A 17610-nucleotide genomic window follows, 5' to 3' on the forward strand; every position below is an offset into this window, starting at 1 on the left:
TCACCCCTGCTTCGCGAGCGCGGTGGCGGGCTGGAGCGTCAGCGTGCCCTCCGCGTGGGCCTCCACCTGCTGCCGCGTGAAGAGCAGCGGGTGGAACTCCACGTTCTGGCTCATCTCCATCAGGTCGTCCCGGTGCGGGTGGTACAGGTGCTCGCTCTGCCCCGGCGTGTGGATGCCCACCGACTTCGAGAAGTCATTCAGGTCGATGATCATCCGGAGCGCCGTACCGTGGACGACCTCGTACGGCCTGCTCCACAGGAAGGACGAGCCGTCCACCGAGTAGTTGTCACCACGCGCGGGCAGCGTCTTGCTGTTGAACGCGCGCCGGACGAACGCCGGGCCGATCCTCCCCAGCGGTGCGTTGATGAACGTCACCGTGTGTACCCGGCCCCACTGCCAGCCGGCCATGTCCGGCCCGTACTTCTGGCTCATCCACTGCACGGCCTCGGCGAAGCTGCGGCGCACCAGCTCGTCCCGCGTCTCCTTCTTCCCCGGCGTCCTCGAGTCCTGGAACCACTCGCTGTCGGGCTTCTCCATCAGCCCGATGACCCAGGGCATGTGCATGCTGCCGTGGCGCTCGTACTCGCTCGCCAGGTAGCGATCCACCAACTCCTTGCCGAGCTTGTTGCTCAGCAGGTTGCGCAGCAGGGTGATGTACCAGCTCTGGAACACCGTCGCGCCGATGCGGTCCGTCTCGAAGCGCAGATCCCAGGACTTCACCTCGTCGAGCGCCTTCGTCTGCAGGGCGTCCGCCGGCTGGGCCGCCGCCAGCAGGTAGGGCCGCAGGGCCTCGGCCGGCAGCGAGTACGTCTCCGCCTGGATGCGGCGCATGTCCTCGACGGTGTGCTTCGTGCTCGCCGCCAGCAGGTCCGTGATGCGCTTCGCGCGGTACCCCGGGAACCAGTTGTGGGCGATCAGGTAGGGGTAGTCGTCCGAGGTGATCTTGTTGTTGGCCGTGGCCGCGAAGCCCGCGGGCGGGTTGAGCGAGGCCGGGAGATCCTGGAAGGGAATCCACCCCTGCCACTCGTACTCGCCCGTCCAGCCCGGCACCGGCACGAGCCCCTGGTGCCCCGCGGAGCGGATGGGGATCTTCCCCGTGGCCTGGTAGCCGATGTTGCCCTCCACGTCCGCGTACACGAAGTTCTGGCCCGGGCTCTCCCACAGCTCGAGCGCCGCGCGGAAGTCCTTCCAGCTCCCCGCCACGTTCATCTGCAGGAGCGCCTGGAGCAGCGGCCCGCTGTCGTGCAACGCCCAGCGCAGCGCCAGGGGCTCCGAGTCCGGCTTCACCTGCGGGCCGAGCACGCCATTCATGATGGGGCCGTGCCGGGTGAGGCGGATCTCCAGCGGCACCGGTGCGCCACCCTTGACCGGAATCTGCTCGCGGAGGACCTCCAGGTCGTGCCACTCGCCCTTGAACTCGTAGCGCGTGGGGGCCTTCGGATCGTCCAGCTTCTCGATGTAGAAGTCCTGGGTGTCCGGGCCCAGGTTGGACATGCCCCAGGCGATGCGCCCGTTGTGGCCGACCACCACCATGGGGACGCCCGGCAGCGTGAAGCCCACCACGTCGAAGCGCCCGCCGTGCAGACCGCTCTCGTACCAGGTGGAGGGGAGCCCCAGGCCGATGTGCACGTCGTTGGCCAGCAGGGGCTTGCCGCTCGCCGTGCGGTCGCCGTGCACCACCCAGTTGTTGCTGCCGGAGACGATGTTCGGGTCTCCCAGCAGCGCGTCCACCTTGTCCAGCCCCTCCATCTTCGTCACACCGGCCAGGCCCCGGAGGTTCATGGCCTCGGGCGGCACGATGAGCGGCGTCTCCGGCGCGTGCGACGGGAGGATCATCGCGGTGAGCTCCTCGCCCACCTCCGCCAGCAGGCGCGCCCGGAACAGCTCCAGCCGGTGGTTGCCGCCCAGCGCGAGCGCCAGCATGTTGCCTCGCGTCAGGATGTCCACCGGCGTCCAGGGCGCCGGGGTGACGCCGAAGATGGAGCACTCGAGCGGCAGCGGCTCGGCCTTCAGGCGCGCGTTCACGCCCTCGGCGAAGGCCTCCGCGATGGTGCGCGCCTCCCCCTGGACGTGGGCCCAGGCGCGCTCGGCGGCCCGCCGCAGACCCAGGGTGCGCATGATGCGATCCACGGGCAACGCGCCCGGACCCATCATCCCGGCCAGCGTGCCATCGGAGATCCGGCGGCTCATCTCCATCTGCCAGAGCCGGTCCTGCGCCTGCACGTAGCCCTGGGCGAAGAACAAGTCGTGCTCGTCCTTGGCGAAGATGTGCGGTACGCCCCACTTGTCCCGGATGATCTCCACGGGACCGTTGAGACCTGGCGCCGTCAGCGCCCCCTGCGTGCGCGGCCAGCGGCCACGGGCCAGGAAGGGACCCACGCCGGGCGTCGCCGCCGCCACCACCGGCGGGAGCATCTTGAGCATCTGGAACATCTGCCGCAGCTTCTTCATGACTTCGAGCCTCCAGAGGCGGCGGAGAGCGCGGGCTCGCCCTCGGCACCGGGGTTTTCAGGCAGGTGGGTGACAGTCTTGTCCGGGACGGCATCCGGCAGCTCGTGCTCCAGGTTGCGCACGCGCGGGGACAGCCAGGTGACGAGCACGTTCACCCCCATCAACAAGCCCATCACAACGAACAGGAAGCCGATGCCGCGTCCGGGGCCGGTGCCCACCACGCGCCCGACACTCCCCGCGAGCGCTCCTCCCGGAGCCAGCCAGGGCTCGAAGACCCGGTCCGCCAGGGGGCCCGACAGCAGCGTGGCCACGGGCGACACGGCCATGGCGATCATCCGGCGCACGGCGAAGACGCGCCCCTGTACGCCTTGGGCCACCTTGCGCTGCCAGATGCTCTGGCTGGTGCCCATCATCAACGGCATCGTGAAGAGGAACAGCCCCGCGCACAGCGAGACGACCAGCGTGCTCGCGGGCAGACCGCCCCCGAGCAGCACGAGGCCGGACATCAGCTGGAAGCCGAGCACTCCCCGGACCAGCCGCTTGGGGCCGCCCCAGACGCTCATGGTGATGGCACCCGCCAGCATGCCCAGGCCCGCCAGCGAGAGGATCAGCCCCAGCGTGTCCGCGTCCGCGAAGCTCAGCACCAGCGGCGTGATGAGCACCGTCACCAGCCCGTAGAGCAGGTTGGGAAGGATGGAGGCCATCAGCAGCCCGAGCAGCCCGGGCCGCGTCCGGATGAAGCTCCAGCCGTAGGCCACCTCCTGCCTCAGCGAGGGCTTACTTCCGGCCTGCTGGGGCGAGGGAGGCAGGGACGGAAAGCGGACGAGCAGCAGGCTCCCCACGGCGATGACGTAGCTCGCCAGGTCGATCAGCACCACACCCTGCAACCCGATGCGGACCACCAACGCGCCCGCGAGCACCGGCGCGACGATCTGGCTGGCCCCGTTGGCCAGCTCGAGCATGCCGTTGGCCCGGCCCAGGTGCTGCTTGGGCACCAGCTGCGACGTGGCGGCGGCGAGCGCCGGCCCGCGGATCGCCGCGAAGAGCGAGCTCACCGCGAACGGCAGATAGAAGTGCCAGGTCTCGAGCTTCCAGTAGCCGGCCTCGCCCGCGGCGATCAGCCCCCAGATGAAGAACGAGCAGATGCCCGCGCCCAGATCGCTGAGCAGCAGCGCCGTGCGGCGGTTCCACCGGTCCACCAGCGCGCCGGCGATGGGCGACAGCAGCACGTACGGCACGGTGGCGAAGAAGGTGACCAGCGACAGCCTGGTGATGGAGCCGGTGCGCTTGTACACCTCGATGCCGAGCGCGAAGCTGGTCAGCCCCGAGCCGATCAGCGAGAGCAACTGCCCCGCCCAGGTGATGCCGAAGGTCCGCATCGAGCCCTGGGGGGCGATGGGGGTGGGGGTACTCATGCCGCCTCCCGCTGAGCCAACGTCTTCAGGTGATGGGTGAGCCGTTCCGCCAGGGGGGCGGCGTGGGGTTCATTCAGCATCGTGTGATGCGCTCCGGGCACTTCCTGGACCTCGAGCGCGCCGGTGATCCACGCGCTCCAACCCAGTCGGCCATCCGGCGCGACTCCCTCTGGTTGCGTACTGGCCTTGAATAGCACGGCGGAACCCGCGTAGGGACGGGGCTCGTAGCTCTGCTGCGCTCGGATGTGGCGCATGAAGGTCTCGTAGAGCCGCCACGCCTGATCGAGGTCGACCACGGCCCCGCCTCCCACCACGCCACGGGCCTGCTCCAGCACGTAGGCCAGGCGCTCCCGGCCACTGAGTTGCAACAGGCGCTCGGAGTCCAACGGGAGGTCCCGCCAGGACAGCCCGAGGTTGTGGCAGAAGGCGCTCAGCAGGTTCAGCTCGTCCACCTCGCCCTTCTTGCCGGGCGCGTGCGTGTCGAACAGGGTGAGCAGGTCCACCTTCTCGCCGGCGGCCTGGAGCTGCTGGGCCATCTCGAAGGCCAGCACGCCACCGAACGACCAGCCACCCAGGTAGTAGGGGCCGTGGGGCTGGACCTCGCGGATCTGCGCGACGTAGTGGCGAGCCATCGCCTCCACCGAGGCTGGTATCGGCTCGGCGCCGTCCAGCGCGGGGTCGTGCAGCCCGTAGACCGGCCGGGCTGCATCGAGGTGGCCGACCAGATCCGTGTAGCTCATGACGCCACCGCCGGCCGCGTGGACGAGGAACAGAGGCCGCAAGTGGGACTCTCCGGCCCGCAGCTTCACCAGCGCGCGCGGGCCCTCCGAGGCGTCTTGCTGCTGGCGCAATGCCTCGGCGAGGAGCTCGATCGTCGGGTTCTGGAACAGCGTGAGCACGCTTACGCGCCGCTCCAGGACCTGGAACACGCGGGACGTTACACGCGTGGCGAGCAACGAGTGGCCGCCCAGCTCGAAGAAGTTGTCCCGGATGCCGACGCGAGGCACCGAGAGCACTTCGGACCAGATGCCCGCGAGCTGCTCCTCGATAGGGGTGCGCGGGGCGATGTACTCGGAGCCGGAGACCGTGGCCTCCGGAATCGGCAGCGCCCTCCTGTCCACCTTGCCGTTGGGCGAGAGCGGCAACTGCTCGAGCACCACGAAGGCGGAGGGCACCATGTACTCGGGCAGGTGCTCCTTGAGGTGGGCACGCAGCGCTGCCGTGGTGGGCGCCTGCTGCCCCGAGGGCGCGAGGTACGCCACCAGCCGCTTGTCTCCGGGCCTGTCCTCGCGAGCGATGACGATGCTCTGGCGCACGCCGGGGTGCTTATCGAGGACGGACTCGATCTCCCCCAGCTCGATGCGGAAGCCACGCACCTTCACCTGGAAGTCGATGCGGCCCAGGTACTCGAGGTTGCCATCGGCGCGGTAACGCACCAGATCGCCCGTGCGGTACAGGCGAGCGCCGGCCTCCCCACTGAACGGATCCGGGATGAACTTCTCGGCGGTGAGCTCGGGGCGGTTGAGATAGCCGCGCGAGACTCCCACGCCGCCGATGTAGAGCTCGCCCGGCACGCCGATGGGGACGGGCCGCTGGTGCTCATCGAGCACGTAGAGCTGAACGTTGGGCAGCGGCCTGCCGATGGGCGGACGCTGGCCATCCGGGGCGCAGGTGGCCATCGTGGCGCAGACCGTGGTCTCCGTGGGGCCGTAGCCATTGAGGAAGCGGCGCCCAGGCGATGCCCAGCGCGAGACGAGCTCGGGCGAGCAGGCCTCACCCGCGGAGACGACGGTGTGCAGCGAGTCCAGCCCCTCGCTGGGGAGCAGCGCCAACAGGGACGGCGGGAAGGTGACCACGTTGATGGCCTGCTCGCGCAGCAGGGCCACCAACCCGGGCCCCGGCATCAGCGAGTCCCGGCGAGCCAGGCAGAGCGTGGCGCCCGACAGCAGCGTGACGGCGACCTCGGAGACCGAGGCGTCGAAGCTGAACGAGGCGAACTGGAGCACCCGGCTGCCAGGGCGGATGCCGAACGTCCGCGCCTGGGCCTGGACGAGGTTGGGCACTCCGCGGTGGGGCACCATGACGCCCTTGGGCCGGCCGGTGCTGCCCGAGGTGTAGATGATGTACGCGAGGTTGTCCGGTGTGGTCCGGTGCCGCGGCGGCACATCCCCGCGGGCGGACAGGGTCTGCCAGTCCGTGTCCAGCCGGAGCACCTGTCCGGAGAACGCGGGCAGGGTGCCCACCAGGTGCGCCTGGGTGAGGAGGAGCGGCGCCCGGCAGTCCTCCAGCATGAAGGCGAGCCGGTCGGCCGGGTGCGCCGGATCGAGCGGCACGTAGGTCCCTCCGGCCTTGAGGATGCCCATCAGGCCGATGACCATCTCCAGCGAGGGCTCGACGCAGAGGGCGACGGGGATGTCGGGTCCAACGCCGAGACCCCTCAGTGCGTGGGCGAGCTGGTTGGCGCGCGTGTCGAGCTCCCGGAAGGTGAGCGACTGCTGCCCGAAGAGCACGGCGAGCGCGTTGGGCGTCCTCGCGGCCTGGGCCTCGAAGAGCTCGTGGATCGTGGCGTCGCGCGGGGCATCGGCGTGGGTGTCGTTCCACTCGACCAGCAGCTTGCGCTGCTCGGCCTCAGAGAGGAGAGACAGCTCGGAGAGCCGGGTCTCCGGGTGCGCCACGGCGGCCTCGAGCAGGGTGCGCAGGTGCTCCATGGCTCGCACCACGGTGTCGCGCTCGAAGAGGTCGACGTTGTACTCGAGGCCTCCCGCGAAGCCCTCCGGCGTGTCGGTGAGCGCGAGCGTCCAGTCAAACTTGGACGTGCCGCCCGCCAGCGCCACCGGCTCCAGGGTGAGGTCCTGCCGCAGCCTCAGCGCCTCGGTCGGCGCGTTCTGCAGGACGAACATCACCTGGAAGAACGGCGAGCGGCTGAGATCTCGCTGGGGCTGGAGCTGCTCAACGAGCTTCTCGAAGGGCAGATCCTGATGCTCGTAGGCGGCCAGGGTGGTGTCACGCACCTGGAGCAACAGCTCGCGGAAGGTGGCCTGGGGGGAGACGCGGGTGCGCAGGATGAGCGTGTTGACGAAGAAGCCGATGAGGCCCTCGAGCTCGGCGTCGCGGCGGCCCGCGATGGGCGAGCCGACGGAGATGTCGTCCTGGCGCGAGTAATGGTGCAGCAGCACCTGGAAGCCGGCCAGCAGCGTCATGAAGGGCGTGGCACCCAGACGCATGGAGAGCGACTTGATGGACTCGGAGAGTGCCTTGGGCAGGGCTACGCGCACGTTGTCACCCCGGAAGGTCTGAACGGGGGGACGGGGCTTGTCGGTGGCCAGCTCCAGATGCGCCGGAGCGCCGGAGAGCTGCTGCTTCCAGAAGCGCAGCTGCGCGTCGAGGACTTCTTCCTGCAACCAGGAGCGCTGCCAGAGGGCGTAGTCGGCGTACTGGACGGGCAGGGGCGGCAGGGAGGGCTGCTGGCCGGAAGCGTAGGCCACGTAGAGGGTGGCCACCTCACGCACGAGCACGCCCATGGACCAGCCGTCGGAGACGATGTGGTGCATCACGAACACCAGCAGGTGGTCGTCGGCACCCAGGCGCAGCAGGGTGGCACGCAGGAGCGGACCGTTGGCCAGGTCGAAGGGGCGCAGGGCCTCCTGTCGGGCCAGCTCGCGGGCTCTCGCCTCACGCTCGGAGGTGGGCACGTCCTGGAGGTCCACCACCTCGAGCGGGACGGGGAGGGAGGGCGCGATGACCTGAATGGGCTGACCGTCGCGGGAGGCGAAGGTGGTGCGCAGGGACTCGTGACGGCGCACGAGCTCCTCGAAGGCACGCTGCAGGGCCTCGGTGTTCAATGGGCCCGAGAGCCTGTTGGCGACGGGGAGGTTGTAGGCGGGGCTGCCCGGCTCGAGTTGGTCCAGGAACCACAGCCGCTGCTGAGCGAAGGCCAGCGGGATGTCGCCCTCGCGAACGATGGAGCGCAGGCGCGAGGGTTGCGGCGCTCGATGTGAGCGCTGAGCCTCGTCGAGCTTGAGCGCGAGCGCGGAGAGGGTGGGGGCCTCGAAGAGGGCACGGACGGGCAGCTCCACCAGGAAGGCGGAGCGCAGGCGAGAGAGGACACGGGTGGCCAGCAGCGAGTGGCCGCCCAGCTCGAAGAAGTTGTCCTCGGCACCGACGCGAGGCACCCCGAGCACCTCGGCCCAGATGGCGGAGAGCTGCTGCTCGGTGGGGGTGCGCGGGGCGATGTATTCGGTCGCGGAGTCGATGGAGACCTCCGGAGCGGGAAGGGCCTTGCGGTTGACCTTGCCATTGGGCGTGAGCGGTAGCTGCTCGAGCACCACGAAGGCGGAGGGCACCATGTACTCGGGCAGGTGCTGTTTGAGGTAGGCGCGCAGCTCGGCCGTGGTGGGAGCCTCGGTGCTGGAGGGCGTGAGGTAGGCCACCAGACGCTTGTCGCCGGGCCTGTCCTCGCGAGCGACCACCACCACCTGGCGCACACCGGGGTGCTTGTCGAGGACGGACTCGATTTCACCCAGCTCGATGCGGAAGCCACGCACCTTCACCTGGAAGTCGGTGCGGCCGAGGTACTCGAGGGTGCCATCGGCGCGGTACCGGGAGAGGTCGCCGGTGCGGTACATGCGCGAGCCCGGCGTGGAGCTGAACGGGTCAGGGAGGAAGCGGTCGGCGGTGAGCTCGGGGCGGCCGAGGTAGCCGCGGGAGACACCGGCACCGGCGATGAACACCTCACCGGGCACGCCCGTGGGTACCGGCTGCAGGTGCGCGTCGAGGAGGTAGACCCGGGTGCCGGAGATGGGCCTGCCGATGGTGGCGGGCTTGTCGGAGTGGCGGAGGGTGAAGGTGGAGTAGGTGGTGGTTTCGGAGGGGCCGTAGAGGTCGTAGACGAGGGAGAGGCCGGGCTGCTGGTAGAGGTGCTGGACGAGAGAGGAGGCCAGGGGCTCGCCAGCGAGGTTGACGACGCGGACGGAGGAGGGGAGGCCGCCGGAGCGCAACAACTCCGACATAGCGGAGGGGACGGTGTTGACGAGGGAGACGCGATGGGCGGCCGGGAGGCTGGGCAGCTCCAGGGCATTGCCCGCGAGGATGACGGTGCCGCCGAGGCTCAGGGGGAGGAAGAGCTCGAAGACGGAGAGGTCGAAGGCGATGGAGGTGGAGGCGAGCAAGCCGGAGAGGAGCTCCGGGGAGAAGACAGAGCGAGCCCAGAAGAGGAAGGAGACGGCGTTGCGGTGCTCGATGGAGACGCCCTTGGGGCGGCCGGTGGAGCCCGAGGTGTAGATGAGGTAGGCGAGGTTGCCGCTGAAGGCCGCACGCGAGGGATTGTGGGTGGGGGCGCGCGACAAAGTCTCCGCGTCCTTGTCGAGCAGCAGCACATGAGCGGAGTGCGCAGGCAGGCTGTCGGTTACCGCGGACTGGGCGACGAGGAAGCGCAGCTGGGCATCTTCCACGATGAAGCCCAGACGCTCGCGAGGGTAGGCGGGGTCGAGAGGGACGTAGAGGCCGCCGGCCTTGAGGATGCCGAGCAGGCCCACGACGAGGTCGGCCGAGCGCCTGGAGCAGATGCCGACAGGAGTCTCGGGCGTGACGCCGAGAGCACGCAGGGAGTGCGCGAGCTGGTTGGCGCGGGCGTTGAGCTCGGCGTAGGTGAGCGAGCGGGTGCCATCGACGAGGGCCTCGGCGTCGGGCGTGCGCTCCACCTGCGCCTCGAAGAGCTCATGAAGGGTGGCCTCGCGCGGGTAGTCGAGCGGGAGGTCATTCCACTCCACCAGGAGCTTGTGCTTCTCGGCCTCGGGTAGCAGCGGCAGTTCCGAGAGCCGGGTCTCCGGGTTGGAAATGGCCGCCTCGAGCAGGATGCGCAGGTGCTCGGTGGCACGCACGATGGTGTCACGCTCGAAGAGGTCGACGTTGTACTCGAGGCCGCCGGTGAAGCCGTTGGGGGTGTCGGTGAACGCGAGCGTCCAGTCGAACTTGGACGTGCCGCTCGACTGCGGCAACTGGCGCAGGGTGAGGCCCGGCATCTGGATGGCTTCCGCGGGTGCGTTCTGCAGGATGAACATCACCTGGAAGAGAGGCGGGCGGCTGAGGTCGCGCTGGGGCTGGAGCTCCTCGACGAGCTTCTCGAAGGGGAGGTCCTGGTGCTCGTAGGCGGCGAGGGTGGTGTCACGCACCTGGAGCAACAGGTCGCGGAAGGACATGCCGGAGGAGAAGCGCGAGCGCAGGACGAGCGTGTTGATGAAGAAGCCGATGAGGCCCTCGAGCTCGGTGCTGCGGCGGCCGGCGATGGGAGAGCCGACGGAGATGTCGTCCTGGCGCGAGTAGCGGTGCAGGAGGGCCTGGAAGCCGGCCAGCAGCGTCATGAACGGGGTGGCGCCCAGACGCATGGAGAGCGACTTGATGGACTCGGAGAGTTCCTTGGGCAGAGCCAGGCGAACGCTGTCACCCCGGAAGGTCTGAACAGGAGGACGGGGCTTGTCGGTGGCCAGCTCCAGATGCGCCGGAGCACCGTTGAGCTGTTGCTTCCAGAAGCCCAGTTGCGTGTCGAGGACTTCTCCCTGCAACCAGGAGCGCTGCCAGAGGGCGAAGTCGGCGTACTGGATGGGGAGGAGTGGCAGGGAGGGCCGCCGGCCCGCGGTGAAGGCGGCGTAGAGCGCGGCCACCTCGCGCACGAGCACGCCCATGGACCAGCCGTCGGAGATGATGTGGTGCATCACCAGCACCAGCACGTGGTCGTCGGCGTCCATGCGCAGCAGGCTCGTCCGCAGGAGCGGACCGTTGGCCAGGTTGAAGGAGAATTGGGCCTCCTGACGGGCCAGCACCTGGGCCCGGGCCTCACGCTCGGCGGCGGGCACGTCCTGGAGGTCCACCACATCGAGGGGGACGGAGAGCGTCGGAGCAATCAGCTGGACAGGCTCGCCATCACGGGAGGCGAAGGTGGTGCGCAGGGACTCGTGACGGCACACGAGTTCCTCGAAGGCGCGGCGCAGGGCCTCGATGTCCAACCGGCCCGAGAGCCTGAGCGCATAGGGGATGTTGTAGACGGGGCTACCGGGCTCGAGTTGGTCCAGGAACCACAGCCGCTGCTGGGAGAAGGCCAGCGGGATTTCACCCGTGCGAGGCGCGGGCCGTAGCGGAGGTGCTTGCTGTGCACCGCGGGATTGCAGGGCGTTCGCGTCGTCGATCTTTCCCGCGAGCGCGGAAAGGGTGGGCGCTTCGAAGAGGGCGCGGACGGGCAGCTCCACCTGGAAGGCGGAGCGCAGGCGAGAGAGGACGCGGGTGGCCAGCAGCGAGTGGCCGCCCAGCTCGAAGAAGTTGTCCTCGGCACCGACGCGGGGCACCCCGAGCACCTCGGCCCAGATGGCGGCGAGCTGCTGCTCGGTGGGGGTGCGCGGGGCGATGTATTCGGTCGCGGAGTCGATGGAGACCTCCGGAGCGGGAAGGGCCTTGCGGTTGACCTTGCCATTGGGCGTGAGCGGCAGCTGCTCGAGCACCACGAAGGCGGAGGGCACCATGTACTCGGGCAGGTGCTGCTTGAGGTGGGCGCGCAGCTCGGCCGTGGTGGGAGCCTCTGTGCCGGAGGGCGTGAGGTAGGCCACCAGACGCTTGTCGCCGGGCCTGTCCTCGCGAGCGACCACCACCACCTGGCGCACACCGGGGTGCTTGTCGAGGACGGACTCGATTTCACCCAGCTCGATGCGGAAGCCACGCACCTTCACCTGGAAGTCGGTGCGGCCGAGGTACTCGAGGGTGCCATCGGCGCGGTACCGGGAGAGGTCGCCGGTGCGGTACATGCGCGAGCCCGGCGTGGAGCTGAACGGGTCAGGGAGGAAGCGGTCGGCGGTGAGCTCGGGGCGGCCGAGGTAGCCGCGGGAGACACCGGCACCGGCGATGAACACCTCACCGGGCACGCCCGTGGGTACCGGCTGCAGGTGCGCGTCGAGGAGGTAGACCCGGGTGCCGGAGATGGGCCTGCCGATGGTGGCGGGCTTGTCGGAGTGGCGGAGGGTGAAGGTGGAGTAGGTGGTGGTTTCGGAGGGGCCGTAGAGGTCGTAGACGAGGGAGAGGCCGGGCTGCTGGTAGAGGTGCTGGACGAGAGAGGAGGCCAGGGGCTCGCCAGCGAGGTTGACGACGCGGACGGAGGAGGGGAGGCCGCCGGAGCGCAACAACTCCGACATAGCGGAGGGGACGGTGTTGACGAGGGAGACGCGATGAGCGGCCGGGAGGTTGGGCAGCTCCAGGGCATTGCCCGCGAGGATGACGGTGCCGCCGAGGCTCAGGGGGAGGAAGAGCTCGAAGACGGAGAGGTCGAAGGCGATGGAGGTGGAGGCGAGCAAGCCGGAGAGGAGCTCCGGGGAGAAGACAGAGCGAGCCCAGAAGAGGAAGGAGACGGCGTTGCGGTGCTCGATGGAGACGCCCTTGGGGCGGCCGGTGGAGCCCGAGGTGTAGATGAGGTAGGCGAGGTTGCCGCTGAAGGCCGCACGCGAGGGATTGTGGGTGGGGGCGCGAGACAACGCCTCCGCGTCCTTGTCGAGCAGCAGCACGTGAGCGGAGTGAGGAGGCAGGCTGTCGGTTACCGCGGACTGGGCGACGAGGAAGCGCAGCTGGGCATCTTCCACGATGAAGCCCAGACGCTCGCGGGGGTAGGCGGGGTCGAGCGGGACGTAGAGGCCGCCGGCCTTGAGGATGCCGAGCAGACCGACGACAAGGTCGGCCGAGCGCCTGGAGCAGATGCCAACGGGCGTTTCGGGGCCCACGCCCAGGGCACGCAGGCTGTGGGCGAGCTGGTTGGCGCGGGCGTTGAGCTCGGCGTAGGTGAGCGAGCGGGTGCCATCGACGAGAGCCTCGGCGTCGGGCGTGCGCTCCACCTGAGCTTCGAAGAGCTCATGAATCGTGGCCTCGCGCGGGTAGTCGAGCGGGAGGTCATTCCACTCCACCAGGAGCTTGTGCTTCTCGGCGTCGGAGAGCAGGGGAAGCTCGGAGAGCCGGGTGTCAGGCTGAGCCACGGCGGCCTCGAGCAGGATACGCAGGTGCTCGGTGGCACGCACGATGGTGTCACGCTCGAAGAGGTCGACGTTGTACTCGAGACCTCCGGCGAAGCCGTTGGGGGTGTCGGTGAGCGCGAGCGTCCAGTCGAACTTGGCCGTGCCACTCGATTGAGGCAGCTGACGCAGGGTGAGACCCGGCAGCTGGAGGGCTTCCGCGGGTGCGTTCTGCAGGATGAACATCACCTGGAAGAGAGGCGGGCGGCTGAGGTCGCGCTGGGGCTGGAGCTCCTCGACGAGCTTCTCGAAGGGGAGGTCCTGGTGCTCGTAGGCGGCGAGGGTGGCGTCACGCACCTGGAGCAACAGGTCGCGGAAGGACATGCCGGAGGAGAAGCGGGAGCGCAGGACGAGGGTGTTGATGAAGAAGCCGATGAGCCCCTCGAACTCGGTGCTGCGGCGGCCGGCGATGGGAGAGCCGACGGAGATGTCGTCCTGGCGCGAGTAGCGGTGCAGGAGGGCCTGGAAGCCGGCCAGCAGCGTCATGAACGGGGTGGCGCCCAGACGCATGGAGAGCGACTTGATGGACTCGGAGAGTGCCTTGGGCAGGGCTACGCGCACGTTGTCACCCCGGAAGGTCTGAACGGGGGGACGGGGCTTGTCGGTGGCCAGCTCCAGGTGCGCGGGAGCGCCGGAGAGCTGCTGCTTCCAGAAGCGCAGCTGCGCGTCGAGGACTTCTCCCTGCAACCAGGAGCGCTGCCAGAGGGCGAAGTCGGCGTACTGGATGGGGAGGAGTGGCAGGGAGGGCCGCCGGCCCGCGGTGAAGGCGGCGTAGAACGAGGCCACCTCACGCACGAGCACGCCCATGGACCAGCCGTCGGAGATGATGTGGTGCAGCACCAGCACCAGCACGTGGTCGTCGGCGTCCAGGCGCAGCAGGCTCGTCCGCAGGAGTGGACCCTTGGCCAGGTCGAAGGAGTACTGGGCCTCCTGACGGGCCAGTGCCTGGGCCCGGGCTTCACGCTCGGCGGCGGGCACGTCCTGGAGGTCCACCACATCGAGAGGGACGGAGAGCGTCGGAGCAATCAGCTGGACAGGCTCGCCATCGCGGGAGGCGAAGGTGGTGCGCAGGGAGTCGTGACGGCGCACGAGCTCCTCGAAGGCGCGGCGCAGGGCCTCGATGTCCAACCGGCCCGAGAGCCGGAGTGCATAGGGGATGTTGTAGACGGGGCTACCGGGCTCGAGTTGGTCCAGGAACCACAGCCGCTGCTGGGAGAAGGCCAGCGGGATGCTTACCGTTTGCGGAGCGGACCGCAGCGGAAGCGCCTGTTGCGCACCGCGGGACCGCCGGGCGCTCGCGTCGTCGATCTTCCGAGCGAGCGCGGACAGGGTAGAGGCCTCGAAGAGGGCGCGGACGGGCAGCTCCACCAGGAAGGCGGTACGCAGGCGAGAGAGGACGCGGGTGGCCAGCAGCGAGTGGCCGCCGAGCTGGAAGAAGTCGTCCTCGGCCCCCACGCGAGGCACCCCGAGCACCTCGGCCCAGATGGAGGCGAGCTGCTGCTCGGTGGGCGTACGCGGAGCGATGTACTCGGCGTCGGAGACGGAGGCCTCCGGAGCGGGCAGGGCCTTGCGGTTGACCTTGCCGTTGGGCGTGACGGGCAACTGCTCGAGGGCCACGAAGGCGGAGGGCACCATGTACTCGGGCAGGTGCTCCTTGATGTAGGCGCGCAGCTCGGAGGCGGAGGGCGCCTGCTGGCCCGAGGACACGACGTAGGCCACCAGGCGCTTGTCGCCGGGTCTGTCCTCGCGGGCGATGACGACGCTCTGGCGAACGGAGGGGTGCTTGTCGAGGATGGACTCGATCTCCCCCAGCTCGATGCGGAAGCCGCGCAGCTTCACCTGGGAGTCGAGGCGGCCGGCGAACTCGAGCGTGCCGTCGGCCAGCCAGCGCACCCTGTCACCGGTGCGGTAGAGGCGTGTGCCGGGGGTGTCGCTGAACGGATGGGGGACGAAGCGCTCGGCGGAGAGCTCGGGGCGGTTGAGGTAGCCCCAGGCCAGACCGTCGCCGCCGATGTACAGCTCGCCGTACACGCCCACGGGCGCTGGCCGCTGCCGCGAGTCCAGCACGTACACCCGGGTGTTGGAGATGGGACGGCCGATGGACACCGTGTGGCCCACCTGCTCCTGGCGTGTGAGGACGTTGCAGGTGGTGAAGGTGGTGCTCTCGGTGGGGCCGTAACCGTTGACGAGCTGGCCACCGTGAGCCAGCCGGGTCTTCACGCGCTCCGGGACGAGAACGTCACCGCCAGCGAGCACCTGGCGCACGTGAGAGAGGGCCTCGGGCTGAGTGGCCATCACCTGATCGAAGAGCGCGGAGGTGAGCCACAGGAAGGTGACGCCGTGCTTGCGCAACGCCTGCCCCAGCTCCTCGATGGAGGGGGCGTGGGGCGGGAGGACGACGAGCTTGCCGCCGTGAAGCAGGCTGCCCCACAGCTCGAGAGTGGCGGCATCGAAGGAGATGGGCGCCAGCTGCAACATGACTTCGCGAGGGCCGAAGTCGGCGAAGCGCGAGCCCATGACGAGGCGCACCACGCCCCGGTGGGGAATGCACACGCCCTTGGGCAGGCCGGTGGAGCCCGAGGTGTACATGACGTAGGCGAGCGCATCGGGAGCCGAGGCGATGCCTGGAGACGCTTCGCTCTGCTGGGAGATGAGGAGGGCGTCGGACTCGAGGAGAACCAGACGGGAGTGGCCCGAGGGCAGGCGCTCGGCGAGGTGACGCTGGGCGAGCAGCAGGGGAGCGCGTACGTCCAGGAGCATGAACTCCAGGCGCTCGCGGGGGTAGGAGGGGTCGAGAGGAACGTAGGCGCCACCGGCCTTGAGGATGGCGAGGGTGGAGATGACCATCTCCAGGGAACGCTCGACGCACAGGGCCACGGACTGGCCGGGACGCAGGCCAAGAGCGAGCAGGTGCCGGGCGAGCTGGTTGGCGCGAGAGTCGAGCTGGCGGTAGGAGAGGTGAGCGCCCTGGAACTCGACGGCGATGGCGTTGGGAGTGCGAGCGGCCTGGGCCTCGAAGAGCGCGTGGATGGAGGAGTCACGCGGGTAGTCCACACGCGTGTCGTTCCACTCGACGAGCACCTTGCTCTTCTCTTCCTCGGAGAGCAGGGGCAGCTCGGAGAGCCGGGTCTCCGGGTGGGCCACGGCGGCCGACAGCAACACGCGCAGGTGCTCCACGGCCCGAGCCATGGTTCCGCGCTCGAAGAGGTCGGTGTTGTACTGGAGACCTCCCGCGAAGCCCTCCGGCGTGTCGGTGAGCGCGAGCGTCCAGTCGAACTTGGATGTGCCGCTCGACTGTTCCACCGGACGCAGGGTGAGCTCCGGCAGCTTCAGGGCCTCGGCCGGCGCGTTCTGCAGGGAGAACATCACCTGGAACAGGGGCGTGCGGCTGAGGTCGCGCTGAGGCTGGAGCTGCTCGACGAGCTTCTCGAAGGGGACATCCTGGTGCTCGTAGGCGGCGAGGGTGGTGTCGCGCACCTGGAGCAGCAGTTCGCGGAACGTCGTGTCGGCGGAGAAGCGCGAGCGAAGGACGAGGGTGTTGACGAAGAAGCCGATGAGGCCCTCGAATTCGGTGCTGCGGCGGCCGGCGATGGGAGAGCCGACGGAGATGTCGTCCTGCCCGGAGTAGCGGTGCAGCAGCACCTGGAAGCCGGCCAGCAACGTCATGAAGGGCGTGACGCCCATGCGCGTGGAGAGCGCCGTGATGGCCTCCGAGAGGGCCCTGGGGAGTGTCACGGGCAGGCTGTCACCCCGGAAGGTCTGCATGGGGGGACGCGGCTTGTCGGTGGCCAGCTCCAGGTAGGGCGGCGCGTCTCCCAATTGCTGCTTCCAGTAACGCAGCTGGGCCTCGAGCACCTCGCCCTGGAGCCAGGAGCGCTGCCAGAAGACGAAGTCGGCGTACTGGACGCGCAGCGGAGGCAGGGCGGGCTGCCGGCCCGCGGCGAAGGCGGCGTAGAGCGAGGCCACCTCGCGCACGAGCACCCCCGTGGACCACCCATCGGAGATGATGTGGTGCAGGGTGACGAGCAGCACGTGCTCGTTCGTATCCAGGCGCAGCAGGCTCGTGCGCAGGAGCGGACCGTTGGCCAGATCGAAGGGACGCAGGGCCTCCTGACGGGCCAGGTTCTGGGCCCGGGCCTCGCGCTCGGCGGCGGGCACGTCCCGCAGATCCTGGATGTCGAGCGGGATGGTGAGTGTCGGAGCAATCAGCTGGACAGGCTCGCCATCGCGGGAGGTGAAGGTGGTGCGCAGGGACTCGTGACGGCGCACGAGCGCCTCGAAGGCGCGGCGCAGGGCCCCGGTGTCCACCCTGCCCGAGAGCCGGAGGGCCGCGGGGATGTTGTAGACGGGGCTGCCGGGCTCGAGCTGATCGAGGAACCACAGCCGCTGCTGCGCGAACGCCAGCGGGATGTCACCCGTGCGAGGCGCGGGCCGCAACGGGGGCGCCTGCATCGCATTCCGGCCCTGATTGCCGCGGGCCTCGTCGATCCTGCGCGCGAGCGTGGAAAGCGTGGGCGCCTCGAAGAGGGCGCGGACGGGCAGCTCCACCTGAAAGACGGAGCGCAGGCGGGAGATGACCTGGGTGGCCAGCAGCGAGTGGCCGCCCAGCTCGAAGAAGTGATCCTCGGAGCCGACGCGAGGCACTCCGAGCACCTTGGTCCAGATGTCCTCGAGCAACTCCTCGGTGGGCGTACGCGGGGCGATGT

The 17610-nt window shown here is 69.4% G+C and carries 3 protein-coding genes (1 of these 3 only partly in view); all 3 read right to left on the reverse strand.

From position 1 onward, the window contains the following. Tightly spaced (each overlapping or abutting the next), the 3 genes in view from JQX13_RS36520 to JQX13_RS36530 form a layout consistent with a single transcriptional unit that may run on beyond the window. Complete coding sequence (locus tag JQX13_RS36520) at positions 1 to 2451, reverse strand: penicillin acylase family protein (protein ID WP_203404052.1); 2451 nt, start codon at positions 2449 to 2451, stop codon at positions 1 to 3. Further along, positions 2448 to 3866, reverse strand: coding sequence for an MFS transporter (locus JQX13_RS36525; protein ID WP_203404053.1), 1419 nt, complete (start codon positions 3864 to 3866; stop codon positions 2448 to 2450). The genes JQX13_RS36520 and JQX13_RS36525 overlap by 4 nt, the downstream gene beginning before the upstream one ends. Continuing rightward, positions 3863 to 17610, reverse strand: the 3' portion of a protein-coding gene (locus JQX13_RS36530; protein WP_203404054.1) for a non-ribosomal peptide synthetase. 12544 nt of this gene lie beyond the right edge of the window; only the last 13748 of its 26292 coding nucleotides appear in the window; its start codon lies off the right edge, out of view; its stop codon occupies positions 3863 to 3865. Before JQX13_RS36530 ends, JQX13_RS36525 begins: the two co-directional genes overlap by 4 nt.

Origin of the sequence: Archangium violaceum (assembly GCF_016859125.1) — a bacterium.
GTDB lineage: Bacteria > Myxococcota > Myxococcia > Myxococcales > Myxococcaceae > Archangium > Archangium violaceum_A.

Bases quoted from the DNA above. Each gene is read 5' to 3' on its own strand.
- JQX13_RS36520 (WP_203404052.1), bottom strand. From the start codon at position 2,451: ATGAAGAAGCTGCGGCAGATGTTCCAGATGCTCAAGATGCTCCCGCCG.
- JQX13_RS36525 (WP_203404053.1), bottom strand. From the start codon at position 3,866: ATGAGTACCCCCACCCCCATCGCCCCCCAGGGCTCGATGCGGACCTTC.